This window comes from Pseudomonas sp. 3A(2025) (assembly GCF_054589175.1).
This window is the reverse complement of sequence record NZ_BAAILM010000050.1, coordinates 175,168-199,484: the sequence shown is the minus strand read 5'-3', so window position 1 is coordinate 199,484 and position 24,317 is coordinate 175,168. Positions and strand designations below refer to the sequence as shown.

The 24,317-nt window shown below is 60.2% G+C and carries 15 protein-coding genes; 4 read left to right on the top strand and 11 right to left on the bottom strand.

Annotated elements, in window-relative coordinates:
• Positions 1-123 precede the first annotated feature (123 nt).
• The 4 genes from ACYP2A_RS20295 to ACYP2A_RS20280 all read right to left on the bottom strand — a co-directional run bounded on the left by ACYP2A_RS20295 (position 124) and on the right by ACYP2A_RS20280 (position 10,438).
• Positions 124-2,880 (bottom strand): toxin VasX, encoded by a 2,757-nt coding sequence (locus ACYP2A_RS20295; RefSeq protein ID WP_459747616.1) that lies wholly within the window; start codon positions 2,878-2,880, stop codon positions 124-126.
• 143 nt (positions 2,881-3,023) lie between these two features.
• Positions 3,024-4,706: an ABC transporter ATP-binding protein/permease gene (locus ACYP2A_RS20290; RefSeq protein WP_459747615.1), complete on the bottom strand. Its 1,683-nt coding sequence runs from the start codon at positions 4,704-4,706 to the stop codon at positions 3,024-3,026.
• Positions 4,703-7,552, bottom strand: coding sequence for a M16 family metallopeptidase (locus ACYP2A_RS20285; RefSeq protein ID WP_459747614.1), 2,850 nt, complete (start codon positions 7,550-7,552; stop codon positions 4,703-4,705). The genes ACYP2A_RS20290 and ACYP2A_RS20285 overlap by 4 nt, the downstream gene beginning before the upstream one ends.
• Positions 7,553-7,594: 42 nt before the next feature.
• A complete protein-coding gene (locus tag ACYP2A_RS20280; protein ID WP_459747613.1) occupies positions 7,595-10,438 on the bottom strand; it encodes a TonB-dependent receptor plug domain-containing protein in 2,844 nt (947 codons plus the stop codon).
• Between the two features lie 168 nt (positions 10,439-10,606).
• Here ACYP2A_RS20280 and ACYP2A_RS20275 point away from each other — a divergent pair, with 168 nt between their 5' ends.
• A complete protein-coding gene (locus ACYP2A_RS20275) occupies positions 10,607-12,052 on the top strand; it encodes an MFS transporter (protein ID WP_459747612.1) in 1,446 nt (481 codons plus the stop codon).
• Here the strand turns inward: ACYP2A_RS20275 and ACYP2A_RS20270 are convergent.
• The gene (locus ACYP2A_RS20270) at positions 12,049-14,811 is read right to left on the bottom strand and encodes a UvrD-helicase domain-containing protein (protein ID WP_459747610.1); all 2,763 of its coding nucleotides are present in this window, start codon (positions 14,809-14,811) and stop codon (positions 12,049-12,051) included. The two genes, ACYP2A_RS20275 and ACYP2A_RS20270, sit on opposite strands and share 4 nt — an antisense overlap.
• A gap of 295 nt (positions 14,812-15,106) precedes the next feature.
• On the opposite strand from ACYP2A_RS20270, the gene mrdA reads away from it, so the two are divergent.
• Positions 15,107-16,999: a penicillin-binding protein 2 gene (gene mrdA, locus ACYP2A_RS20265; protein WP_459747609.1), complete on the top strand. Its 1,893-nt coding sequence runs from the start codon at positions 15,107-15,109 to the stop codon at positions 16,997-16,999.
• A 13-nt stretch (positions 17,000-17,012) separates the two neighbouring features.
• On the opposite strand, the gene ACYP2A_RS20260 is transcribed toward mrdA, so the two are convergent.
• The 3 genes from ACYP2A_RS20260 to ACYP2A_RS20250 form a co-directional block, all read right to left on the bottom strand.
• Positions 17,013-18,461: a heavy metal sensor histidine kinase gene (locus ACYP2A_RS20260; RefSeq protein ID WP_459747607.1), complete on the bottom strand. Its 1,449-nt coding sequence runs from the start codon at positions 18,459-18,461 to the stop codon at positions 17,013-17,015.
• Positions 18,458-19,132, bottom strand: coding sequence for a heavy metal response regulator transcription factor (locus tag ACYP2A_RS20255; RefSeq protein WP_459747605.1), 675 nt, complete (start codon positions 19,130-19,132; stop codon positions 18,458-18,460). The genes ACYP2A_RS20260 and ACYP2A_RS20255 overlap by 4 nt, the downstream gene beginning before the upstream one ends.
• A 132-nt stretch (positions 19,133-19,264) precedes the next feature.
• Positions 19,265-19,753 carry a winged helix-turn-helix transcriptional regulator gene (locus ACYP2A_RS20250; RefSeq protein WP_459747603.1) on the bottom strand — a complete coding sequence of 163 codons (489 nt, stop codon included), beginning with the start codon at positions 19,751-19,753 and terminating at the stop codon, positions 19,265-19,267.
• A 75-nt stretch (positions 19,754-19,828) separates the two neighbouring features.
• Between ACYP2A_RS20250 and ACYP2A_RS20245 the strand changes: the two genes are divergently transcribed.
• Positions 19,829-20,617, top strand: coding sequence for an SDR family NAD(P)-dependent oxidoreductase (locus tag ACYP2A_RS20245; RefSeq protein WP_459747601.1), 789 nt, complete (start codon positions 19,829-19,831; stop codon positions 20,615-20,617).
• Between the two features lie 13 nt (positions 20,618-20,630).
• Positions 20,631-20,921: a YciI family protein gene (locus ACYP2A_RS20240; RefSeq protein ID WP_459747600.1), complete on the top strand. Its 291-nt coding sequence runs from the start codon at positions 20,631-20,633 to the stop codon at positions 20,919-20,921.
• A 25-nt stretch (positions 20,922-20,946) separates the two neighbouring features.
• Here the strand turns inward: ACYP2A_RS20240 and ACYP2A_RS20235 are convergent, their stop codons facing one another.
• Genes ACYP2A_RS20235 through ACYP2A_RS20225 form a run of 3 tightly spaced genes read right to left on the bottom strand, consistent with a single transcriptional unit; the run spans position 20,947 to position 24,263 of the window.
• The gene (locus tag ACYP2A_RS20235; protein ID WP_459747598.1) at positions 20,947-21,555 is read right to left on the bottom strand and encodes a DUF1349 domain-containing protein; all 609 of its coding nucleotides are present in this window, start codon (positions 21,553-21,555) and stop codon (positions 20,947-20,949) included.
• A gap of 59 nt (positions 21,556-21,614) precedes the next feature.
• The gene (locus ACYP2A_RS20230; protein ID WP_459747596.1) at positions 21,615-22,892 is read right to left on the bottom strand and encodes an OprD family porin; all 1,278 of its coding nucleotides are present in this window, start codon (positions 22,890-22,892) and stop codon (positions 21,615-21,617) included.
• 36 nt (positions 22,893-22,928) lie between these two features.
• The gene (locus ACYP2A_RS20225; RefSeq protein ID WP_459747594.1) at positions 22,929-24,263 is read right to left on the bottom strand and encodes an MFS transporter; all 1,335 of its coding nucleotides are present in this window, start codon (positions 24,261-24,263) and stop codon (positions 22,929-22,931) included.
• Between the last annotated feature and the right edge of the window lie 54 nt (positions 24,264-24,317).

The following is a 24,317-nucleotide window of genomic DNA, read 5'->3' as shown; positions in this document are numbered from 1 at the left end:
TTCGGCCTCGTAAACGCTTCGATTTCAGATGTCCGATTGAAGTGATTACCGAGGTGATGGGTATGTATCATGAGCCCCCCACTTCAATTCAATGACCGTGTTGCACTCGGTTCCTGCAACCGCCTAATTTATCTGAGGCGTATAAAGAAGAGTCAGTAAATGGTTCATCTCATCCTGTTGGCTTTTTGCGTCTACAGGTCCCGATATTTTGGCTCTGGAGTGTGACCAGCAGCAGTGAAGCAGAAAATTCTGGAGTGGCGTACGCTGAAGAATCCAGGACACCAGGTAAAGTCCACCCAACATCATAATGAGATAGATGATGGGAACCATCGCTACTCCAAAGCCAGCAATGGCAGCACTTGCCGACATAAGGCCTGTAATGGCTGAAAATGTATAAAACGCCCCGATCAATGCTTGGGCGGCATACACGACAACTTGGGAACCGACAATATTTTTTCGAAATTTAACCCATGGATCGACGGCGCCTTGAGCCTGTGCTATCTGGATTTTTAGAGAAATAAATTCGTGAAAGGCTGCGATTGCTGAAAATACACCGATAATTGAGCCGAATAGAGCTATAACCGGTACTGCACTGCCCCGTGTATTGAATTGTTCGATTCTCGACCCTTTGCGCACTCTACTATCCACCACCGCTGCCAACGCCGCCGCTGTGTAAAACGTCGCCGACACCGTGTCATGAAACCGCTGCTTGTCCATCTCTTCCACAACCCCAGCCTGACCCCAGTATCGACTGGCATTCCACACATTCAAGATCAGCACTATCAAAGGCGTCAGCCCGCCGCTGTTCTGCACTTCTCGGCCATTAACAATATCGGCCACACGACCTTTACCGATCGCCGCTCCGGTACTCGACGCCCATCGCTGCACGTCATCGACATTCTCCCCAAAGGCTTCCAGCGTCCGAAAGTTCTGCTGCTGCACCCAGCGAAAGCCTATCTGCGAGTTGACCCGGGCAAAGGTCATCAGCCCCACCCAGGTTTCGCTCAAGCGATCCGCCTTGCCTTTGAGCAGCAGTACGGCAGGGCTCAACCGGTTAACCATGCTGGTCCATCGACTGTTATTGGCCATGACCTGCATATGGGCAAGCACGGACTGGGCGGCAGTGCCCATTGCTTTTGACAGGAGCGCTCTGGTGTTGGCCATGTTCTCATCGCTCAGTGCTGCCAGTATTTCTCCCAGGCGCGTTTCACTGTTGAGCGCGGCTTCCAGATTCGGGCTCCAGGAGAAAAACAACTGTCGCAAGGCACCTGGATCCTTGCTGCGTACATAGTTGGCGTATTGCTCGGCGCCCTGGCTGTACAGGCATTGAGCGGTGAGGCAGCCTTCTGCCAGATCGTCCAGCCACTCACGGTGGTGGGCGTCGTCGTAGTTCACAAACCACGTGCCGCTGTCATGGCGCGGCAGAAAAATATCTCGGTCGGCATAAAGCAGTTTCTGACGTTCCTCGACGTGTTTGTAATGCGCGGGAGCAGTGGTGTCGAGCCAGTTGTTCATGCTCGACAAATCGATGTATTCGCCGATTTTTCCATCGAGAATGCCATTCTTGTTGTTGTGGTTTTTCTGTTGCCGATAACGGCGTACTTCGCTGTCTACCTCATCCTTATCAACCTTGGCGGGCACGAACGTGTCCATTGGCGTACGGATTTGTCTGATTTCTTCTTCGACTTCGACCAGTTTTCTTTTGCCCTCGGCCGGTGTGTTCATGCGGCCGGCTTTCATGATCATGGCCTTCCTGTAACGCACCGGCTCAAGCTTGCGACTGATGTCGAGCAGCGTTTCACCCTGTTCGGGCGTCACGCTGGCCTTGTTCTGCGCAAACCGGTAATTAATCCGATTCGCCACCTCCGCCCCGTCCTCGGTCAACAAACTGCGCACAAATCCGCCCACCGTCAGGCGTATCTGGTTCTCGCCAATCCACTGCTGGTGACTGATTTCCAGATGGTCCTGTTCATGATCGATATCGCGCAGTACGCCCAGGTCATCGTCGAGGCAGGCGAACACCGCCCATAACCCTTGTGCCTCCTGCTTCGCCGACTGCAACCAGCCACGGGTGCGCAAGGTGTGCCAATCGTGTGCGCTCCAGTCGCCGGGAGGCGGGCGGTCCTTGGCGGCGCCTGCGTGTTTGGACATGACATAGTCGCGCTCACCGACCCAGTACATGGCGTCGGTGTAAGCCTGGAGGGTTTCAGGTGTCGGGTTTTCGAGCATCTTTTCGCGCAGGTCATGGGCTTGCTGGCGTTCGGTTTCGCCGTTGCGTTGATGGTCGCTGACCACGCCCCAGTGGTAGGTTTCCGGCATCAGTTCGGCGATGACCTGTTCGGTGGCTTCCAGCGGCGGGCAGTGGTCAGCCTGTAACTGGTTGGCCACCTCCGGCAGGTCAATCTGGCGCATGCGTTTTTGCCGGATGGCGGGTTGTGCCAGTTCTTGGCAGCGCGGCATATCGAGGGGGTATTCGGTGTACATCAGCCAAGCCGGCTGGTGTTTGCTCAATACGATACCGGTCTGGGTGCCGCGCTGGAGCCGGGTGTCGTCGTCATCCAGTGCTTCGGGGTCCAGTTTGCCCTCGGTGCACACGCCGTAACGTTGCAGGGGGCCGGTGCCTTGCCACAGGTAGAGATGGCCTGCGCGTAACCGGCGGGTGGCCATCGCATGGCTTTTAGGCTGGACGCCCGCTTGGCAGCTCGGGTGGCTGGCGGCTTGCTCGGCCAGTGCATAGCGCACCGGCACCACAAAGATCTTGTCCTGGCTGGCCGCGCAGGCGGCAATCGGGCTGTTGATGTCTAAATGAGGCTGCGCTTTGGCCGCCCGGTCGGCGTTGCTGAGGTTGATCAGGGCGGTTTCATTTGCGTCAATGCTCATGAACGCAGCTCCAGGTCGCGAATAAAGACCTGGCAGGCTAGCCATTAACCGTGCAGAAAAAAGCAGGGTGTTTCTGCACGGTTTGTAGGAAAGCGGCTTATATGTACCTCAAGAATCGAGGCTGATTTCCCGTACGGTCGGCGTCATGCTGGCTGATACTTCCCTACCGACCGACCCCCCTCCAGATCCAGCGTCCGCGAAAACAACCGCGCCACCCCTGGCTGGTGGGTAATGCCGACCACCAGCGTGTTGGGCAACGCTTCACGCACTGTCGTCAGCAACTGGCAGGCACTTGGCTCATCCAGCTGGTTGGTCGCCTCATCCAGGTACAGCGTCTGCGGCGCATACAACAACGCACGGGCGATCCCCAAACGTTGTTGTTCGCCCCCCGACAGCGCCCGCGCCCATTCGCATTGTTCGTCCAGCCGACCGAACAACGACGCCAGGCCGACCTGTTTTAAGACCTCGCCCAGCCGCTCATCCGGCGGGCAGACGCTGGCCGGGTAGGCCAGTAACTCGCGCAGTGGCAGGTTGGGCAGATAAGGCTGCTGCGGAATCAACAAACTGCTGCCGCCCGGTAATTGCCAGCAGCCCCGGTACCACGGCCACAAGCCTTGCAGGGTGCGTAGCAAGGTCGATTTGCCCAGCCCGCTGCGGCCTTCGATGCGTAGCCACTGGCCGGGCGTGGCGATCAGGTTGAGGTTGTTCAGCAGCGGCGTGCCGTTGGGCAATTGCACCTGCAGGTTGTCCAGGCGCAACACCGAACCCCGTGGGCAATCGCAGACCTGGCAACGGGTCGCGTCGATGGCCTGCTGAAACTGCCCCAGCCGCTCGATGGCCGCGCTGAGCATCATCAGCCGTGGATACACATCAATGAACCAGCTCAGCGAACCCTGCACAGCACTGAACGCGCTGCGGATCTGCATCAGGCCGCCCAGCGTCACGGTCTTGGCCAGGTACGCCGGCAGTGCGGCGAACACCGGTACGATCTTGCTCACCCGATCAAAGCCCTGGGTGAAAAACTGCAAGGTGCGCACCCGGTTCATCAGTTGCCACCAGTTGCGGGCAATGCCGTCGAAGCTTTGCTGCAACTGGCGTTTTTCCACGTCCTCGCCGTGGTACAGGGCGATCTGCTCGGCATGGTCGCGCTTGCGCAGCAGGCTGGCGCGAAAGTCGCCCTCGGTTTTCTCTTGCTCATAATTGAGCCGGTGCAACGGATGACCCAGATAATGGGTAAAGGCGGTGCCCAGCACGCTGTACAGCACCGCGATCCACACCAGATAGCCATGGATTACCCAGTCCTGTCCGAACAGCTCGAACTTCAAGACGCCCGACAGATTCCACAGCACCATGACAAAGGCGCCGACCTGCGCCAGGTTGATGATCAGCGACGCCAGCAGTTCGATGCTGCGGTTGACCACCGTCTCGATGTCCTGGGCGATGCGCTGGTCGGGGTTGTCCGGCTCGCCGCTCAGCCCCAGACGGTAGAACGCCTGACCGTCCAGCCAGGCATCGAGCATGCTGTGGGTCATCGCCCGGCGCCAGCGCAACACCAGCGCCTTGCGCAACCAGTCCAGATAGACCACGACCACCACGTAAAAGCCGATGTACAGGCTGTATTGCAGCATCAGCCCGTACAGCGCCTGGGTGTTGAACTCACCGAGGGTGTCGTAGAAGGTCTTGCTCCAGGCGTTGATCCACACGTTGATCTGCACCACCAGCAAACCCATGCCGATCACGCTGAGCAGCAACACCCACGACAGCCACTGGCGGCGGTCCAGCCAGTACGGCCGGGCCAGGGCACAGAAGGTCCTGAGGATCTTCATGGCCCGGTCACCGTGACGGCCTTGTCGACCGGGTTCAGGCGTTGCAGCACCAGATTGCGCTCATTGAACAGCGCGCCAGCCAGGCGCTTGAGTTCGCTGTAGCTAATCGCCTCGGGCAGTTGCACTTGCTGGCTCAGATAACGCGGGTCGCCCCAGCGCTGGTCGCTGAGAATCAAGCGGCGCAGTTGGGTTTGCGCGTTGTCGCGGTTCAGTCGCTCCTGTTGCAGCAGCTGTTTACGCGCCTTGATCACCGCCGCCTCATCCAGCGTTTGCGGCAGGCGGGCGAGGGTGGTGCGTGCCAGTGCCCACAGCTCATTGGCGCGCGCCGGGTCGGTGTAGAACTGCAATTTGCTGTCGATGCGCTGGCTACGCGGGTCGAGCGTGGTTTCGAAGGTCAGCGAGTATACCCCGGTGGCCTCGCCGCGCAGTTGTTGCTTCAGCGCCGCCTGGGCGATGCCTTGCAGGGCAGAAATGCGTGCGGCGTCTTCTGGCGTCCACGGTTGATCGCGGTAACTGTTGGCCTGCAACTGGGTGCGCGGCTCGATACCGATGTTCAGATCCTGCACGTGGTGACCGCTGCGCTGTCTGGGGGCTTCGCTGTGCAAGGCGTTACCGCGCGGGATGCCGGCCAGTTCCTGCTCGACCAATGCTTGCAACTGTTCAGCCGGCACATCGGCCATCAGGTAATGGGTCACCGGGGTCTGGCTCAACTGCTGCCAGTCGCTCTGCAGTTGCTCGCCGCGCAGTGCCTGTATCTGCTCGGCCGTCGGCGTCTGCCACGGCGTTGTGCCAAAGCGCAGGGTGCTCAGGGCCTGTTGCTGCTGGCTGCGCACATTGTCGTTGCGTTGCGACAGGGTCGCTTGCAGGTCTTGAACAACGCTTTGCAACGTTGCAGCGTCGATGTGCAGCGGCGCCTGGCTCAGGCGATAGGCTTGCAGCATGGCATGCAAACGCTGCTGCACGGGCAGGTGATTACCTTTGTCGAAGGTCGAGGCCAGTACTTGCAACTGATCGGCCTCTTGCTCATGAGACAGGTTGATGCCTTGCGCCTGACGCCAGCGTTTCAATTGTTCCAGTGTCCAGCCTGGTGGTGCTTGCTGCTCGGCCAGTTGCGCGGCCAGCTGGCTGCGCCAGACGGGGAGTGCGCGGCTGTTGAAGCCGGCATTGGACAGGCTCTTGAGCAGCAGTTCGCTGCTGCCGGCTTGCGCCACGAAGGCTCGCTTGAGCCAGACCAGACGGTCGCCGTTGCTCAGTTGCCAGTACTCGACCTGCTCCCTGGGGAAGCTGCGCTTGTCGACGACCTTGCCGGCCCGCGTGGCTGCCGGCAGATCGGGCAGGGCATCTGACGTTTCAAGGGTGTTTGCAGCGGCCTTGGCAACGATCGGCTGCGGCGCCTCCAGCGGCAGGCTGCGCACTTGCGCCCATTGCGTTTGCACCTGCTCACGGGTGGGCAAGGTCAGCGGCTGGCCGCCCGGCGCGGTCAGTTGCAGCACCTGATCGGGGCTGGCGGTCCACTGTTTCAGGCGCTGGTTGATGTCGTCCAGGGTGATGCTGTCGAGCACCGCCAGGTGCTGGCGGGCGATGCTGTGTTTGTCCATCATCAAGCGGTTCTGGATCGCGGCATCGTTGAGGTCGTTGACCCACTGCTCGAACGTACGAGTGCCGTCCTTGGCGAGCATCTTCTGCGCAATCTCACGAATGCCCTGTTTCTCGCGTTCAAGGTCTTCAGCCTTCAGGCCGAAACGGCGCAGGCGTTCGATCTCGGTCAGTAACTGCCGCTGTGCGACGTCATGCGCCTGACCTTGCACGCCGGCGGCGATGCCCAGCACGCTTGAGTATTCGCCGATCTGGTTCTTTTGCGCGCTGAAGCTGCGCACCCCGGTTTCCAGCGGCTGGCGACGCAACTGATCGACCATCAGCGCCAGAGTGAAACGGTCGATCAAGCGTTCGCGCACACCGTCCTGGGTCATGGCCCGGCTGGCCGGCTCGTGCAGGCGAAACAGCACCGCGACCTGGCTGCTGCCGCTCTGGCTGTCTTGCAGACCGACAGTTTTCAGCTGGTTATCCAGCGGCAACTCGCGCCACGTCTTGTCCGGCAAATCAACGGCTTTGCTGCTGCCAAACCATTGCTCGATACGCGCCGGCAAGGTCGCAGGATCGATATCGCCGACAATGGTCAGCACCATGTTATTGGGCACGTACCAGCGCTGCTGGTAAGCCTTGAGTTCATCCAGCGTGGCTGCGCGAATCGCCGGTTCGTTGCCGATGGTGCGGTGTTCCGGGTAGCGCGAGCCGATGCGTTGTGCGGCGGTACGTTGCTCGTTCATGCGCTGCGCCACGCCCAGCCCGCCGCGCCATTCTTCGATGACCACCGCACGTTCCTTGTCGAGGTCGGCGCTGCTGTAATCGGCTGCCAGGGTCAGCACCGACAGCGCCTGCAAGGCCTGCTCTGTCTGCTTCGCGCCGCCGGTAGGGCTGAGCAAATACTGGGTTCGGTCAAAGGTGGTGACGGCGTTATAGTGCCGGCCCTGCACCCAGCCCCACTGGTTCATGCGTTGGCGGATATCGTCCGGTGCGCCGCCATGGCTATAGAAATTCAGGTGTTCGACCATGTGCGCCACGCCGATTTGCGCGTCGCTTTCATCCACGGAGCCGGCCTTGACGGTCAGGCGCAGGTCGACGCGGCCCGGTTGTGAGGTTTCGCGTACCAAACGGTATTCCAGGCCATTGGTCAGTTGGCCGCGCTGCACGTGAGAGTCCCAGGTCTGCGCCTGATCACCCTCGGGAAGCCGGGCGCAGGCGCCCAGCAACAGTGAGCCGAGCAGGCCCACGATCGTTTTGTTCATCAGGTTTTCTCTACGGTTGCGAGGCTGTCGCCCCGTGGCAAATCAGAAGCGGTAGCCGACCTCGAGCCAGTACTGGCGGCCGACTTCATAGGTGGTACTGGCGGTGGTGTTGCTGACGATCGGGTTGACCTTGTCGGTGACGTTGGTGATGTCGACTGCCATGAACACGGCCTGGTCTTTACCGGTCGGCAGCTCCCAGTCGACGCGCATGTCCCAAGTGGGAGCGGCTTTTACCCGGGCGGTTTCGTAGAGGCTGTAGGCCTGGCCATCGACGACAGTTTCGTCGCCAGTGTCGATGATCTGGTCGTAGGCCCCGCGATACCGCAGGAAGTTGCTGACCGTCAGGTGCAGTTGCGGGATTTCGGTGATGGCGGTAAGGCGCGCGGTCCAGGGGCGGTTGAAGTTGTTGGACGGCAGGTCGACATAGTCGATCAGGCTACCGTCGTACACGACTTTTTCATTGGCCAGCAGTTCGGAGTTGATGGCGTCGTCATAGTTGCCATAGGCATCGCGGGTGCGCGACCAGTTCAGGGCCACTTGCAGGCTGGTCTTGCTGCCCTGGAATTCGAACTCCTGAAGCGGTGTGATGTTCAGGGTCACGTTATCGCTCTTGCTCGACCCTTCGTTGGTGTAGGTGTAGTACTCGGTGGCGTAATTGGCATCGGTGGCCAGGCCCTGGACCCGCGCCAGCGAGCGGTTGATTTTGTCCTGGCCGTTGCGATAGACGTACTTGAGGCTGAAAAGGGTGTCCAGCCAGCGCTGTTCGAAGCCCAGCGCCAGTTCGTCGTCGTAGGGAATGTCCAGGGTCGAGAATTTGGTCAGGCTGCGCTGGCCGGTCCCGGTCCAGGCGCCGGTCTGGCTGCTGCGGGTGTTGCTGGTCAGCAGCGCGTTGCGGCCATCGGCCAGACGGTATTTGTACAGGTTGCGGCCGTAGTAGCGGTTGGCGCCAAACACCACCACGCTGCTGCGGTCGCCGAAGATGTCGTAGTCACCAGAGAAACGCGGCGCCACGGTCTTCTTCTCCATGTAGTCGTCGCCTTCAAAGCGTACGCCGGGGCGCAGGGTCACCGGGCCCAGCGAGAACGTGTCTTGCAGGAACAGTGCGTATTTGTTTTCGGTCAGTTCGACCTTGCCGGCGCCGTAGCTGGTGACGCGGTTGGCGTATTGCCGGGTGCTGCCGTTGAGCAGGCGGCCGACCGAGCAATAAGGGTCGTTGTTGGCGCACGTGCTGCCGTTGTCGCGGGTAAAGCCAGTGGCAGCGTTGACGGTGTTGCTGCGCTCCCAGGTGGCGGTCTGGTGCGCCAGTTCAACCCCGGCGGTGAAGGTGTGCTCAAGCCCGGCAAACTGAATCGGCTGCCAGTCGACCTTCGAGGTCCAGGTGGCGCCGCGCTGGCGTTGTTCCAGGTCACCGAAGCTGCCTTCGGTGCTGCGTACCGTGGTGCTGCTGGGGTTACCCCAGTTCTTCACGTCCGAGTAGTACCAGAAGATGATTTCATCTGATTCGGCATCGCGCGAGCTGGTCAGGTCAGTGAGCGCCAGCTTGTTGGTCCATTTGAAGTTGTCGTCGCTCCACACCGCCTTGAGGCTGGCCTGGTTGCCGCCGCCCTCGGTGGTAAAACCCGAATTGATCCGGTTGTTGACGAAGTAATAGTTCTCCTGCGGCGCGTAAGTCAGCGAGGCATCAAGGGTCAGGCGGTCGTTGACGTTCCAGTAGGTCTTGAGCAGGTAGTTGTCGATACGCCGGGTCTGGTCCTTGCTGCCTTCGCTGGTCGCACTGCTGTAGCCGTTGTCATTGGCGTTCAGGCCGATGGTCGAGCGCTTCTGCGAGAAATTCAGGATAGCGCCGAAGTCTTCGGTGACATGACCTTCGAGGGTGCCGCGCACGGTGCTCTTGTCGAAGTCGGGCTGGTACTGCTCGTCGGTGGAGTAGTCGAATTTGCTCTGGTCGGCCCCGGTGATGTGGTAGCGAGTCCACTCCGAACGGGTCATCGAGGCGGAAATTTTGCCGTGCAGCTCACGGCTCGGCTTGCGGGTGATCGCGTCGATCACGCCGCCATTGAAACCGCCGTATTCGGCCGGCACGTTGCTGTCGTAAACGCGCACCTCTTCGAGCAGATCAGCGTCCAGCGCAATGCCGTGCGAGCGGCTGGGCGATGAGTCGAACTGACGTATCGAGTTGTAATTGTGCTCGCCGGGGTCCAGGTCGTTATTGATCGAAATGCCGTCGATCATGAAGTTGTTTTGATAAAACTTGGCGCCGTTGATGCTGATATCGGCCGGGTCTATCTCGCCGGGGTTACTGGAGCTTTGCTGATCGTTATTGAACTGCACGCTGGGGTGCATGCGCAGCAGGGTGGTGATGTCACCGTTGGCACCGGGAAACGCCTTGATTGCCTTGCGGTTGATCACCGTCTCACCCTGAAAACCATTGGTTTCAGGTTCGCCGAGTACCACGGTGCCCTGCAGCTCCAGCGGTGCATCCATCAGCCGCACTTCGCTCAGGTGAAACACCAGCGCGCCTTGCTCGTAACGCCAGCCGATACCGCTGCCGCGCAGCAATTTCTGCAGGGCCTGCTCGGTGCTCATTTCGCCGACAATCGCCTGCGAATAACGCTTGCCCAGCAATTCCGGATCGACAGTGACTTGCACGCCGCTCTGTTGGCCGAAGCTGATCAGCGCGCTGGCCAGTTCCTGCACGGAAATATCGAAACTGTGCCGTGCCTGCAGGATTGGCTCACGTGCACCGATCACCTCGTCGGCCCACACGGTCTGGCTGCCGATCGCCAGGCACAGCCCCAGTGCGCCCAGGCGGTTGGCGGTGCGTATCGCAATGGCCAGACGCTGTGCTGGCTGAGCTACACCTTTAAAAACTTCCTGCGCTGTCATCCCATGTCCCCACACGCGGCAAGTGCCCGCAAATTTTGAATGAGAATTGATCTCAGTGTTGGTCTGAGGCAAAGGACGGGACAGCGGAAAAAATTTTCAGAAAAAAAATGAAAAAGTTTTTCCGGGGTCAGATGAGAGGCTGATTTTGCCTTCAAAGGATTGTTTGCAATGAACCCACCTTCGAATCAGACGCGCCTTATCGAAACCGATCTGCCAGCACGGCTGGACCGCTTGCCCTGGAGCCGTTTTCACACGCTGCTGGTGTTTGCCCTGGGCATTACCTGGCTGCTCGACGGGCTTGAAGTGACCCTGGCAGGTTCGGTGTCGGGGGCGCTCAAGGACAGCCCGGTGCTGCAAATGAGCAACGCCGACATCGGCCTGGCCGGTGCGGCGTACATTGCCGGCGCCGTGTTGGGGGCCTTGTTTTTCGGCTGGCTGACGGACCGCCTGGGCCGGCGCAAACTGTTTTTCATCACCCTGTTCGTGTACATCGCCGCGACCGCCGCCACGGCGTTTTCGTGGAGTTTGTGGAGTTTTCTGCTGTTTCGCTTTCTGACCGGCGCTGGCATCGGTGGCGAATACACGGCAATCAACTCGACCGTCCAGGAATTCACCCCGGCGCGCTTTCGTGGCTGGGTCGATCTGACCATCAACGGCACCTTCTGGGTCGGCGCTGCGCTGGGTGCGGTCGGCTCGATCGTGCTGCTGGACCCGGACTTCGTCGGCAGCGAAACCGGCTGGCGCCTGTGCTTCGGTATCGGCGCGGTGCTGGGCCTGGTGATCATGCTGATGCGCCTGTGGATCCCGGAAAGCCCGCGCTGGCTGATGATCCATAACCAACCCGACGAGGCGCGGCGCATCGTCGAAGGCATCGAGCGCCGTTACCATGAACGCGGCATTGCGCTGCCACCGGTCGACGGCCCGCCGCTGCGCCTGCACGCCCGCGACCATACGCCGCTGCGCGAAGTGTTCAACAGCCTGTTTGTCGTGCACCGCCTTCGCGCAGTGGTCGGCATGAGCCTGCTCACTGCCCAGGCGTTTTTCTACAACGCGATCTTCTTCACCTATGCATTGGTACTGACCGATTTCTACGGCGTACCGTCGGCGCACATCGGCTGGTACGTGCTGCCGTTCGCGCTGGGCAATTTCTGCGGTCCGCTGCTGCTGGGGCGGTTGTTCGACGTGGTCGGGCGCAAGGTGATGATCAGCGCAACGTACTTCATCTCCGGCGTTTTACTGGCGATCAGCGGCTATCTGTTCGCTCAGGGTCTGCTCGATGTCATCGAGCAGACCATCGCCTGGATGGTGATCTTTTTCTTTGCCTCGGCGGCGGCCAGCTCCGCTTACCTGACCGTGGCCGAGACCTTTCCTCTGGAAATTCGCGCCCTGGCCATTGCCGTGTTCTACGCTTTCGGCACCGGCCTGGGCGGCATGATCGGCCCGACGCTGTTCGGCCAGTTGATCGACAGCGGCGAGCGTTTCAATGTGTTTATCGGCTACCTGATCGGCGCGGTCCTGATGATCATGGCCGCCCTGGTGCAGGCGGTATGGGGCGTGGCCGCCGAGCGCAAATCGCTGGAGCAGGTGGCCAGGCCGTTGTCGCAAGCGGATTAAGGGGCTGCAACGGCTGCAGATCCGGCGCCGCGTTTTGCCTGTTTAAACTCGCACGCCGGGTAACCGGAGCAGCCCATGAAGTCCCCGTAACGGCTGGTACGCGGGACCATGACCCCGCGCTTGCAGCGTGGACAGCGGGCTTCGTGGATGGCTTGCCCCTGAATATCGGTGACCACCAGGGTTTTGTCTTCGACCAACTCATTCAAGAACGAAGAACGCATGCCTTGCACCGTGAACAGCGCCACACTGCGCCGCGCACGCGTCAGGGCCACATAGAACAGCCGCCGCTCTTCGCCCAGCGCAAAGTCATCGCTACCGGGCATGGCCAGGCTCAACACCGGGTCTTCGGTACGGGTATTGGGAAAACTCAGGCGCCGTGCGGCACTGATCATCGCCGGCAGAATTACGTAGTCGGCTTCGCTGCCCTTGGAGCGGTGAATGGTCAGAAACGACAGTTCGATGTGCGTGCCGTAGTGGTCCTGCCAGTCGTGCGGCAGGTACACCTGGTCGGCGTTGTAACGACCCAGAATAAACACCGAAACCTTGCCGTTGGCGCCAGCAGGCACCCAGCCGCCGGCCAGGTCCTGATACAACTGCTGCAAAAAACCGTCGATGGCACTGGCCAGTTCTTCACGGCGCTTGACCTGCAACGCCTGAATCACCGGGCCTTGCGCCGGGGTGTCAGAGCGCACCTGCTTGTCGATCTGCGCCGGATTCTTGCTGACAAAACCGCTGGAAATGTCACACAGCGCCTGCGGGCAACGAAAGGTTCGCTCCAGTTTCAACACCTGGCCGTGGCCGAACCAGTCGGCAAAACCGGTCATGACCGACACATCGGCACCGGCAAAACGGTTGATCGACTGCCAGTCGTCACCCACCGCAAACAGATGCCGGCCCGGCTGTTGAACCAGCGCACGACACAGGCGCGCACGGGCCCTGGAGGCATCCTGAAATTCGTCTGCCAGCACCAGCGCAAAACCGCAATCGTAGCGACCCTGTTCCAGATACTGCGCGGCCATATTGAGCATGTCTTCAAAGTCGATGCTGTCCTCGGCAGCCAGCGCCTGATCCCAGGCCTGGATGATCGGCTCGATGAGCTGCAGGAACAGCCGATAACGCAGTTTGAAGAAATCACCCGGTATTTCTTCCAGGCGCTGCGCCAGTGCTTCGGGCGTCAGGTTGTTGCTTTTGGCGTGGCTGATGAACGTGCGCACCAGACCGATCAACTCGGCGCTTTTCATCGGCTGTTGCCCGTGTTCCGGCGTAGGGCGCTGCGCATCCGGACGCAATACGATCCCGCGCCCGGTCAGCGCCTCGGCCAGAAACGCCATCCAGTCCTCGTTACGCAACTGCCACGACGTTGTCTCGATCAGGTCGGTTTCGCGTTCCTGATGCAGCTGCCGCTTCCAGATCACCCCGTCCAGATACCCCTCGAAATGCGCCGGCGGCTGGCCGTTGGCATCCAGCGCCAGGTGTTCGTGATAAAGGTCGATGGCCGGGTAGTAAAAGTCCGGCTTGTATTGCCGATGGTCCGGGGTCGCGGTATCGAATGCATACGGGCGTTCATAGACGTAATCGACGCCGTTATAGAACAGCCAGTTGGCAATCATGCACTCTTCCTGGCTGCGCACCCGCTCGCCGTTCTGGGTGGTGATCAGGCCTTGGCCTTGTGCGTCCCACGTATCGGCGTCCGGCATGGGCCGGCCAAACACCAGGCGGAACATCTCCCATTTGGCACGGAACATGAGTGAACGCGCCTTGAGTTGATCGATAAGCTCGGTCAGCTTGCGCATCCCGCTCTGAGTGTCCACCGCCCAGGTCGGTATATCGGGTTTGCGTCCTGTCGCCTGGCCAATGATGTGCAGGCCCAGGGCGTGAAAGGTCGACGCTTCGACCTGAACAGTATTCATGCCCAGTCGTTTGAACGACAAAGCCGCGCGCGCTTTCAATTCGTCGGCGGCCTGTTTGTTGAAGGCCAGCAAGACAATCTGTTCAGGCTTCATCAACTGGCGATGAAGGGCATAGGCGGCTTTGGCAACCATGGTCGAGGTCTTGCCGGAGCCGGCCGAGGCCACTACTTGAACGCGGTTATCGAAACAGATCACGGCACGCGCCTGTTCTTCGGTCAGCGGCTTTTTCTCGACGCGATCGAACAGGCCTTTGCAGGCAATCAATTCCTGATGCACATGCTGTTCGTTGACGGCCTGCCAGGTGGCTGGCCAGTCGGCGTTCCAGGCCTTCAAGTCCTGCGCGACCGCCTCGACACCGCCGTTCGCCTGCCAATGCGCCTGCACGTTTTCATGCTTGAACAACGGCCACACGGCCTTGTCCTGCAAGGGCAGTTCGGGGCGGCTGTCCAGCAGTGCCTGCTGTTGCTCGTGAGTAATCCAGCGGTGCTCGCGGGCAGCCATTGCCAGCCCGTCGGCAATCGCGGTCAACCAGTGGCGCACAAGCGCATACAGCGCATTGAAGGTCTCAACTTTCTTGCGTCGTCTCTGCGTGAGAACAATATCGGCAACGGCTTTTTGCAACTGCCCGGCCATGGCGTTAGGCAGTCCGCCAACGGTGATGCCGGCCAGCGTTACATCACTCCAGAACAAACCTTTATTGATAAACGGCGGCGCGCTTTCATCAATGGCAATTGTCTGGGTTTTATCGTGCGAGGTTAATTCGAGCGTTTCATCGACCAGACGCAATTGCCATTGCGCAGAGCGAGTCAGCCGCCGGCCCCAAAGGGTTGGGGACCATTGATGCGTCATCCGTGAGTGTGCCTTGGGAGTGAAGATAAAGAAGTGGTTATGGCGAGGAGGGCAGAGCGGAAATGGCCTGAATTAAATAATGGCCTTTTGGCTTGCATCAAAGCGCGCGGATACTAACCAATAATGGCACTTTGATAAAGCACAGGAAGGTTCACAGGCTTCGTGGGAGCGGATTTATCCGCGAAGCAGGCGCTGATGTGTGACAGGTACACGCTTGCGTTAAGATACCGCCTCGCTGCTTTTTCAATGACAACCCAGGCCCCGTTAATCTGACGCGGGCAACGCTGGAATTTCGATGCGCAACCCGATCAAACTCAAGGATTACCTGCAGGAGTCGATGCTGGTCAATCGACGCATTATCGTCTGTGGGCTATTGGTGGCGTTACTGAGCGTGGCCCTGGTCGCGAGGATGTACTTTCTTCAGGTCACCGAATACGCGAACAATGTCACCGTCTCCGAAAACAACCGTATTCATGTCCTGCCCATCCCGCCGGAGCGAGGGCTGATCCTCGACCGTAACGGCAAGGTGCTCGCCGAGAACCTGCCCAGCTACAACCTCACCCTGACCCGCGAGCGTGCCGGCGACCCTCAGGCCGTGCTGGATCAGGTCACCGAGATTTTGAACCTGACCACCGAACAGCGCCTGCAATTGAGCAAGGCCCTGAAGAAAAGCCGCCATCCCTTCGAGCCGGTCACTGTTTTGCACAACCTGAGTGAGGAGCAGATCGCTTTTATCGAAGTCAATCGCTTCAAGCTGCCCGGCATCGATGTCGATGCCGAATTCGTCCGGCATTACCCCTACGGCGAGCACTTCGCCCACTCGGTCGGCTTTGTTGGCCGCATCAACGAACGCGAGGCTGGTCGTCTCGACAGCACCGAGTACCGGGGCACCGATTACATCGGCAAGACCGGTATCGAGCATTTCTACGAGCAACAACTGCACGGGCACGTAGGGTATGAGGAAGTCGAAACCAATGCCCAGGGCCGCGTCATACGCGTGCTGAAAAGCGTTGCACCGAAGGCCGGCGAAGATGTGGTGCTGGGTCTGGACGTCGACCTGCAAATGGCTGCCGAGAAGGCCCTGGGTGATCGTCGTGGCTCGGTGGTTGCGCTAGAGCCGAACACCGGCCAGGTGCTGGCGATGGTCAGCAACCCAAGCTTTGACCCGAACCTGTTCGTCAAAGGCATCGGCATTGCGCAATACACGCAATTGCGTGACTCCATCGACCGGCCGCTATTCAACCGGGCGTTGCGCGGGCTCTATTCGCCAGGCTCGACCATCAAGCCGGCGGTGGCCATTGCGGGGCTGGATACCGGCACCATCACCCCCGCCACGCGGGTCTTCGATCCCGGCTATTTTCAGTTACCCAACTACGATCACAAGTACCGCAACTGGAACCATTCCGGCGATGGCTGGGTCGATCTCGATGCGGCCATCAAGCGCTCCAACGACACCTATTTCTACGATGTCGCCAACAAGCTTGGTATTGATCGCCTGCACGATTATCTGACGCGCTTCGGACTCGGCAGCAAGGTCTCCATCGACATGGACGAGGAGTCTCCCGGCCTTATGCCGTCACGCGAGTGGAAGCGCGTGACGCGCCGCCAGACCTGGTTCCCCGGCGAAACGGTGATCCTCGGCATCGGCCAGGGCTACATGCAGGTGACGCCATTGCAACTGGCTGAAACCACCTCTCTGATCGCCAGCAAGGGCGTATGGCACCGGCCCCACCTGGCACGCTCGGTGGGCGGCGCCGAGGTGATCGACAGCCATCCCATGCCCGACATTCATTTGAAAAACCCCCATGACTGGGACTCAGTGAACCACGGTATGCAGTTGGTGATGCATGATCCGGGCGGTGGCGCGCGGGCCGCCGGGCAGGGCGCGCAGTACCGTATCGCGGGCAAGAGCGGCACCGCCCAGATCATCGCCATCCGCCAGGGCGAGCGCTACGACCGCCTCAAGACCCAGGAGCGACACCGCGATAACGCCTTCTTCGTCGGCTTCGCCCCAGCCGGTGCGCCATCCATCGCGGTCTCAGTGACCATTGAGAACGGTGAGGCAGGCGGACGGGTGGCCGGCCCGGCAGTGCGAGAAATCCTGGATGCGTGGTTACTGGACAACAACGGCAAGCTGAAGCCTCAGTACGTCACACCTGCCTGGCCGCCCGGCGACAAGCACGCCTGAGGCTCGGCCAGCCTTACCCAGGCTCAACGATCGCATAGGTCTTGCTCGCTCGGCTCAAGGAAGACAGACGTGCACCGTCGTGGGGGAAGATCAGGCTGAAGGTGGTCAAACCCTCGGGCTCGCTCTCGACCGCCACCTGGCCGTCATGCACGGCCATGATCGAGTGCACGATGGCCAGGCCCAGGCCGGTGCCGCCTTCGTGGCGGGCGCGACTGCTGTGCACGCGGTAAAAGCGGTCGAACAGGCGCGGCAGGTGTTCAGCCGCAATGCCAGCGCCGGGATTGCTCAGCGCGACAATGGCCTGCTCGGCCTGCTGTGACAGATCCAGGTTCACTCGGCTGCCGGGTGGTGCATGGCGGATGGCGTTGGACAGCAGGTTGGACATGGCGCGCTGGATCATCAGCCGGTCGCCACGGGTACAGGCCTGACCGCTCACGTGCAGGGTGATGCCTTTGTCTTCGGCTGACAGGTCGAACAGTTCGATGACCTTGTCGGCCTCTTCGCGCAGGTTGACAGGCGCAGTGGCCCGGGGTGTCGATGGCTGACTGACGCTGGCCAGAAACAGCATCTGCGCGACCATGCGCGACAGGCGCTCCAGCTCTTCGGTGCACGACTCCAGCGCTTGCTTGTACTCGCCGGCCGGGCGTTCTCTGGACAGTGTGACCTGGGCCTTGCCCATCAGGTTGTTCATCGGCGAGCGCAATTCGTGCGCCAGGTCGTCGGAGAACTGCGCCAGTTGGCGAACATCATCGTCCAGCCGTTGCAGCATGATGTTGATCGCCTGTGCCAGTTGTTGCAGTTCCTCGGGCAGGCCGCTGGCCGCCATACGCTGCGACAGGTCGCGCGCCGAAACCTTGCCGGCGACCTTGCCAAACGACTTGAGCGGGCGCAGGGCGCGGTGCACCGCCCACCAGGCACCGCCGCCGATCAACAGCAGGATCAGCGGCACGGCCAGCAACGAGGACTGGATATAGGCGAGTTGCAGGGTGGTGTCGTCCTGACGATCCAGCGCCAGAACTGCCAGCACTTGCTGACCACTGCGCAGCGGAATCAGGGTCGAGGTCACCAGCAACTCATGACCCCGGAGCGTGCTGAGGCGTTCGAATTCCCGTGGCCGGCCGTTGAGAATGGTGGATGGCATCGGTGTCGTTTCATCCCGGCCAATGACCAGCAAGCGCTTGCGTGGCACGCTGGAGTCGAACAGGGTCAGGGTGAAGTTGTCATGGCCGACGATCTGGTCGCGCAGATTATGTGAATTCAGCGCGTCCTCGGTCATTGACCAGGCGCTTTCAGTCAGGCTGTGGCGTACTTGCCGCAGCTTGTCGCTCAGTTCGTTTTCAGCGCGCACATCGAGCTGGCGCGAAATGGTCACGCACGACAGTGTGGTCATGCCCAACACCAACAGCGCACACAGGGCGCTGACCGTCAGGCCCAGGCGGGTCGACAGACGCATGGTTTTCATCCGCGCGCTTCCAGCACATAGCCCACACCGCGCAAGGTGTGAATCAGCTTGCACTCGAACGGGTCGTCGATCTTGGCCCGCAGGCGGCGGATTGAGACTTCGACCACATTGGTGTCGCAATCGAAGTTCATGTCCCACACCTGAGAAATGATGCGTGTACGTGACAACACCTCACCGCTGTGGCGCATCAGCAGGTGCAGCAAGGCGAATTCCTTGGTGGTCAGGTCGATACGCTGGTTGCCGCGAAAGGCCCGGTGGCGGCCGTGATCAAGTTCCAGATCGGCGATGCGCAGCACCTCGGGCGCACTCGGCTGGTCGCTGCGGCGCAACAGGGTGCGAACCCTGGCCAGCAACTCGGGAAACTCGAACGGCTTGACCAGATAATCGTCGGCGCCCATGTCCAGGCCCTTGACCCGCTCCTCCAGCCGACCACGGGCGGTGACCATCATCACCCGCGTCGGGCGCGCCTTGCGCAGCGCCGCCAACACCTCCCAGCCCTCCATCAGCGGCAGGTTCACATCCAGAATCACCAACTCGTAATCCTGTGTGCACGCCATGTGCAGGCCATCGATGCCGGTGCTGGCGATGTCTACCACATAGCCGCTTTCAGACAGGCCCTGATGCATGTATTCGGCCGTTTTGGGCTCGTCGTCGACAACAAGAATGCGCATTGAGGTATCCGGGTTTACCAAGAGGCGCGATTGTGACGTCTGGAGCGGCTTCAAGGTCAAGCGCAGGCTGTCGCCGCATACGGCCTGAATATGTATCCGGATACTTCGTGCGCTTGCGAACCTGCGCAGGCTTTAGTCCGGCTCGATCATCCGGATTTCCCGTGTCCCGATCTCGGCACCCGTAACGGCATCAATCGCAATGGCTTCAATGTCCGTGCCTTTTTCGGCATCCACAAAACGCAGCAGTTTGCCTTCGCCGCGATGCTTTCGCCCCCACGCGCCCATCATGAACAACACCGGCAGGTAGTCTCTGCCGGCCTGGGTCAGCACGTATTCCTCGCGAGGCGGGCGCTCTGAATACAGACGCTTTTCAAGCAGGTTTTCCTCGGTCAATGTCGCCAGCCGCTTGGTCAGCATGGTGGGGGCGATGCCCAGGCTTTTCCTGAACTGGTCGAAACGCGTCAGGCCGGAGTTGGCATCGCGCAAGATCAGCAGGGTCCATGCGTCTCCCAGAAAGGCCACGGTTCTGGCAATCGGACAGGTGCTATCGGTAGAGTCTTTTGAGTTCATATCATTTCGGTATTGACTGAGTACTGAAACGATACTAACATTTTTTGCCATGCACAGTACATCGGTCAGCCACCCCAGAGCCCTGCGTTTTTCCTCCCTGAGAGCCTTGCAATGAAGAAGACAATTTTGATTACCGGCGCATCCTCCGGTTTTGGCCTGCTGCTCGCCAACACGCTGCACCAGCAAGGCCACACAGTGATCGGGACCAGCCGCGAGCCGCACAAACATGCGGGTAACGTCGCCTTCACACTGTTGCCACTGAACATTGACGATGACATGTCGATCAGCGCGTTTGTGCAAGCACTGTTTAAACAGACCCGGCAACTCGATGTGCTGGTCAACAATGCCGGCTACATGCTGACCGGCCTTGCCGAAGAGACCGCGCTTGAACAGGGCAGGCAGCAACTGGAGACCAACTTCTGGGGCACGGTCAAAATCACCCAGGCATTGCTACCGCATTTCAGGGCGCAGAAAGCAGGCAAAATCATCACCGTAAGTTCGATCGTGGGCTTGATTGGTCCGCCCAATCTGTCTTTCTACACCGCCTCCAAACACGCGGTTCAAGGCTATTTCAAATCACTGCGCTTTGAACTGGAACAATTCAATATCAAGGTCAGCATGGTTGAACCGGTCTGGTTCAAGACCCGTCTGGGGCTTAATGCGGTGTCCGCAGGCGGCGCTGAAATTGCCGATTACACGGCCTACAGAAAGCAGGCCCAGGCGGCTACGCAAAAGGGTATGGACACGGCCGAGGCGCCTGATGCGGTCATTAAAACTATTGGCCGACTCATCGATACCAAACAGCCGAAGTTCAGTAACCCCGTGGGCAAGATGACCGGCATGATTCTCTTTCTGCAAAGTTACCTGCCCACGCTGTTTGAAGGCGCCATTCTTAAAAGTATCAAGACGGCTTGAGCGAGGCGTCACGATGAAATATTACCTGTGCAAGTTCGTACCGCCTCGTGCTGATTTTCTGCGTACTTTGTCAGCCGACGAAAAACGCTGGATGCAGCAGCACGGTGATTATTTGAACGCGTTGCTGGCCAACGGTGTGATCGTTGCCCACGGCCCTGTCATCGATGAAGCCGGTGGTTACGGTGTTTCGCTGTATCAGATCGCAGATGATGAAGACATTGCCGCCTTTACGTCACAGGATCCGATTGTGAAACACGGCGTAGGGCATTATGAGCACTACGCCATGCTGCACTTGAAACACTGAAAGGTGCGCAGTCATTACCAGTGCCTCAAGAAAGGTCGTGCAGGTCTTTCTTGAGTGCTTTTCCCAGTGTCCATTCCGAGAAAGTCACTTTTAATCCCCCTCGTTTCGGGCTACATGCCATGGGGCCGACCTGATAACTCGAGGCCGCCGGAAAAGGGCATAACCGCACCAGAGGCCAATACACCCCATCGGCCGAAACCTGGAGGCGCAGAACGTTGTCATGCAGTGTCGCGCGTATCCAGAAATCAGTTGCATCTGCCTCATACCGGCTCGTTGCCCAGTCTGATCGTCCGTCTGTCAGCACACTGCTCAACATCGGGTGGCCGTCACTCAGTTCGATGCCGGCTTTGATCCACTGCCGCTCATTGGCCCTGATCATGAGCCCCGCTTGATCGTAGAGCGCCTTGAAGGTGCCTTGAATACGCAGTTGGCAGGTGAAGTCGGGAGGCGTCTGGATGCCCAGAAAGTGGCCGCTGTCGTGAGTAAAGCCGTAGTGAGTCTCACGCCAGAAGTCCGTTTGTGGATGTGTTTCGACTTCAAGAGCGCCGTCGCTGCGAATGAGGCATGTATCCGGTTCGTTCAGCCAGATGCCCTTGAGTAATCCATCATCTGCTCCGTGCGTATATTCACCCATGTGCAAACAGCCTCCCATTTTCGATACGTTATCCGTCCTGCGACAGTCAGCTCTATTGATTACCAAATCTTGAAGGTGTAATCCACATTGATGCGGGTTTCATTGTCATCACGAAACGTGGCCGCACCGCTCAGGCCGCTGCGATAGAACGCATGCCGCAGTCGCACCGCCAGCCCTTTCGCCGTGCCTGTCTGCACCACGTAGGACAGCTCCAGGTCTTTCGATGACTCCGACAGGTTGCTGCCGCCCAGATTCGGCAGGTCGATATGGCTGCCGTGCAAATAACGCAGCATGCCTTTCAGGCCAGGCACGCCAACGCCTGCAAAATCGTAGTCGTAGCGCGCCACCCAGGTGCGTTCCCTGGGGTTGACGAAGTCGGCGCTCATGGTGCCATCGCTCAGCACCGTGGGTTCGCCGCCGCCCAGATAGGCCATGGCCGTGTCGCCGCTCAGGCGCATATAGCCCAGGCCGAATGTCTGCGCACCGAGTTGATAGCTGAGCATCAGGCCGGCATTCAGGTTGTCGACATTCCCGGCAGCGGCGCGGCCGTTTTCGCGGCTGTCGTAGATGCGCAGATCACTTTTCAAACGTCCCGGCCCCAGCGGCACACTGTGCAGCGCGCCGACGAAGTTCTGCGTGTAGATGTCCTGCAAGCGGGCATGGTAATAGCGCAAGGTCAGGCTGTCGGTGGCGCGGTAGTCACCGCCGACGAAGTCAAACTGATCCGACAGTGCGCCGGCCCTGAAGCGGCCATTGGGTGAGGCCACCGACATCGGTTGCTGGTTAGTCGAGTCGCGCAGGTTGACCCGGTCCATGCGCCCAGCGTGCAGGGTCAGGCGCTCGATGTCTTCGCTGGTCAGGTAGGCGCCGCGAAACGATTGCGGCAACAGCCGCGCCGGGCTGGCGGTGATCACCGGCAGGGCCGGGAACTGGGTGCCGTAGCTGAGGCGAGTCTTGTCGAAGCGCACCTTGAAGGTCGCGCCCAGCTCCGAGTATTCGTCATGGGCCTTGCGCGTCTGCGCATCGAAGGACAACAACTGGGTGCCGGTGTGCTCCGGCGAGGAGTCGAGCTTGATGCCAAGCAGGCCGGTCAGGTCCAGGCCAAATCCGGCACGGCCTTCGGTAAAACCCGATTGCGCCTTGAAGATAAAGCCTTGCGCCCATTCACGGGCGGCCGGGTAGGGCGTGTCGCCCTTGAAATCACGGTCCAGGTAGAAGTTGCGCGCGGTCACACTGGCGGTGGATTCATCAAAAAAACCGGCCACGGCGCTGCACGACGCGCAGGCGGCCGCCATGCCCAGCCCGTACAGGCTGAGCGCTTGAAAGCGAATGTTCATTGCAGGTGCCCTTTTATTGTAATTGTCGGGTTCTGATCAGTGGCTGACGGCGCTGTGCAGGGGTTGCAGCGGTTGCGGCTTGAGCAAACCGACGATGATCGCCGCCAGCACGAACGCCACGCCAAACAACAGGTACAAGTCCGCCGGTTGCCAGTGCGCATCGATCAATTGCCCGGCCACCAGCGGCGACAGAATCGCCCCCGCGCGGCCGATGCCAATCCCCCAGCCCAGCCCGGTCACCCGTTGGCCGGCGGAGTAAATGGTCGGCGTCAGGGCATACAGGCCGGCGACGCAGCCGTTGACGAACACCCCGATCATCAACACCAGGGCAAAGGTCAGGGTCAGGTTGTCAGTGAACTTGACGAAGCCGGCGACCAGTACCGCGTTGATCAGCAGATAAGCCATCAACACCCGCGCCAGACGAAAGCGCGCGGCCAGCAGGCCGACCAGTGCCGAGCCGAAGATACCGCCCACATTCAGCAACACGCCGCCGGTAATGCCTTGCTGGTTCGACAAACCGGTGGACACCAGCAGGCGCGGCGTCCAGCTCATCACGAAGTAGAAGCCGAACATCACCAGGAAGAACGCGGCCCAGATCAACAGGGTGGAGCGCAGCAAGGGCGGCGAGAACAACTGCGAGAAGGTCGCCCGCACGCTCGGGCTGGCGTTCTGTGCGATGGGCGGCATGTGCTCGATCGTCGCCATTTGCACCCGCTGCAACAGGCGATTGACCCGTGCCAGCGCGCCCTTTGGTTGCCGCGACAGCAGGAAGGCCAGCGATTCGGGTAACCACAGCCACAGCACTGGCAGGGTTGCCAGGGTGACGAGGCCGCCATACAGAAACACCGAGCGCCAGCCCATGGCTGGGATCATTTGCGCGGCAATCAGCCCGCCGATGGTCGCGCCCAGTGCATAGGCGGTGCTTTGCAGCGTGACCGCCAGACCCCGCCAGCGCTTGTTGGCGTACTCACCGGCAATCACATAACTGCTGGCCAGAATGCCACCGATGCCCAGCCCGGTCAGCAGCCGCAAGGCGCCCAGCATCAGTGGCGAGGTGGCCTGTGACGAGGCGAGCATGCCCATTCCGGCAATGCTCACGCACACCAGAATCAGCGGCCGCCGGCCAAAGCGATCCGCCCAGGGCGCAATAAACAGCGAGCCGATGGCCATGCCGACCAGGCCTGCGCTGAGCAGATAGCCCAGCCGCGTGCCGGACAGGCCCCAGTCCGCCGACACGGAAGCGGCGGTGAAGGCCATGACCAGCACGTCGAAGCCGTCCAGCATGTTGATCAGGAAGCACAGGGCGACCACGCCCCACTGAAACCTGACCATGGGTTTTTCATCCAGTTGTTGCCCGATTGATGCGTACATGGCGATACCTTTTTATTGTTGTATGAGTGGCACATGCAAAGCGGTACTGGCTCT

Coding starts and splice junctions, on each gene's coding strand:
- ACYP2A_RS20240 (WP_459747600.1), top strand. CDS start 20,631: ATGAAATATTACCTGTGCAAGTTCGTACCGCCTCGTGCTGATTTTCTG.
- ACYP2A_RS20260 (WP_459747607.1), bottom strand. CDS start 18,461: ATGAAAACCATGCGTCTGTCGACCCGCCTGGGCCTGACGGTCAGCGCC.
- ACYP2A_RS20250 (WP_459747603.1), bottom strand. CDS start 19,753: ATGGCAAAAAATGTTAGTATCGTTTCAGTACTCAGTCAATACCGAAAT.
- ACYP2A_RS20285 (WP_459747614.1), bottom strand. CDS start 7,552: ATGAACAAAACGATCGTGGGCCTGCTCGGCTCACTGTTGCTGGGCGCC.
- ACYP2A_RS20270 (WP_459747610.1), bottom strand. CDS start 14,811: ATGACGCATCAATGGTCCCCAACCCTTTGGGGCCGGCGGCTGACTCGC.
- ACYP2A_RS20290 (WP_459747615.1), bottom strand. CDS start 4,706: ATGAAGATCCTCAGGACCTTCTGTGCCCTGGCCCGGCCGTACTGGCTG.
- ACYP2A_RS20280 (WP_459747613.1), bottom strand. CDS start 10,438: ATGACAGCGCAGGAAGTTTTTAAAGGTGTAGCTCAGCCAGCACAGCGT.
- ACYP2A_RS20230 (WP_459747596.1), bottom strand. CDS start 22,892: ATGAACATTCGCTTTCAAGCGCTCAGCCTGTACGGGCTGGGCATGGCG.
- ACYP2A_RS20225 (WP_459747594.1), bottom strand. CDS start 24,263: ATGTACGCATCAATCGGGCAACAACTGGATGAAAAACCCATGGTCAGG.
- ACYP2A_RS20295 (WP_459747616.1), bottom strand. CDS start 2,880: ATGAGCATTGACGCAAATGAAACCGCCCTGATCAACCTCAGCAACGCC.
- ACYP2A_RS20235 (WP_459747598.1), bottom strand. CDS start 21,555: ATGGGTGAATATACGCACGGAGCAGATGATGGATTACTCAAGGGCATC.
- ACYP2A_RS20255 (WP_459747605.1), bottom strand. CDS start 19,132: ATGCGCATTCTTGTTGTCGACGACGAGCCCAAAACGGCCGAATACATG.
- mrdA (WP_459747609.1), top strand. CDS start 15,107: ATGCGCAACCCGATCAAACTCAAGGATTACCTGCAGGAGTCGATGCTG.
- ACYP2A_RS20275 (WP_459747612.1), top strand. CDS start 10,607: ATGAACCCACCTTCGAATCAGACGCGCCTTATCGAAACCGATCTGCCA.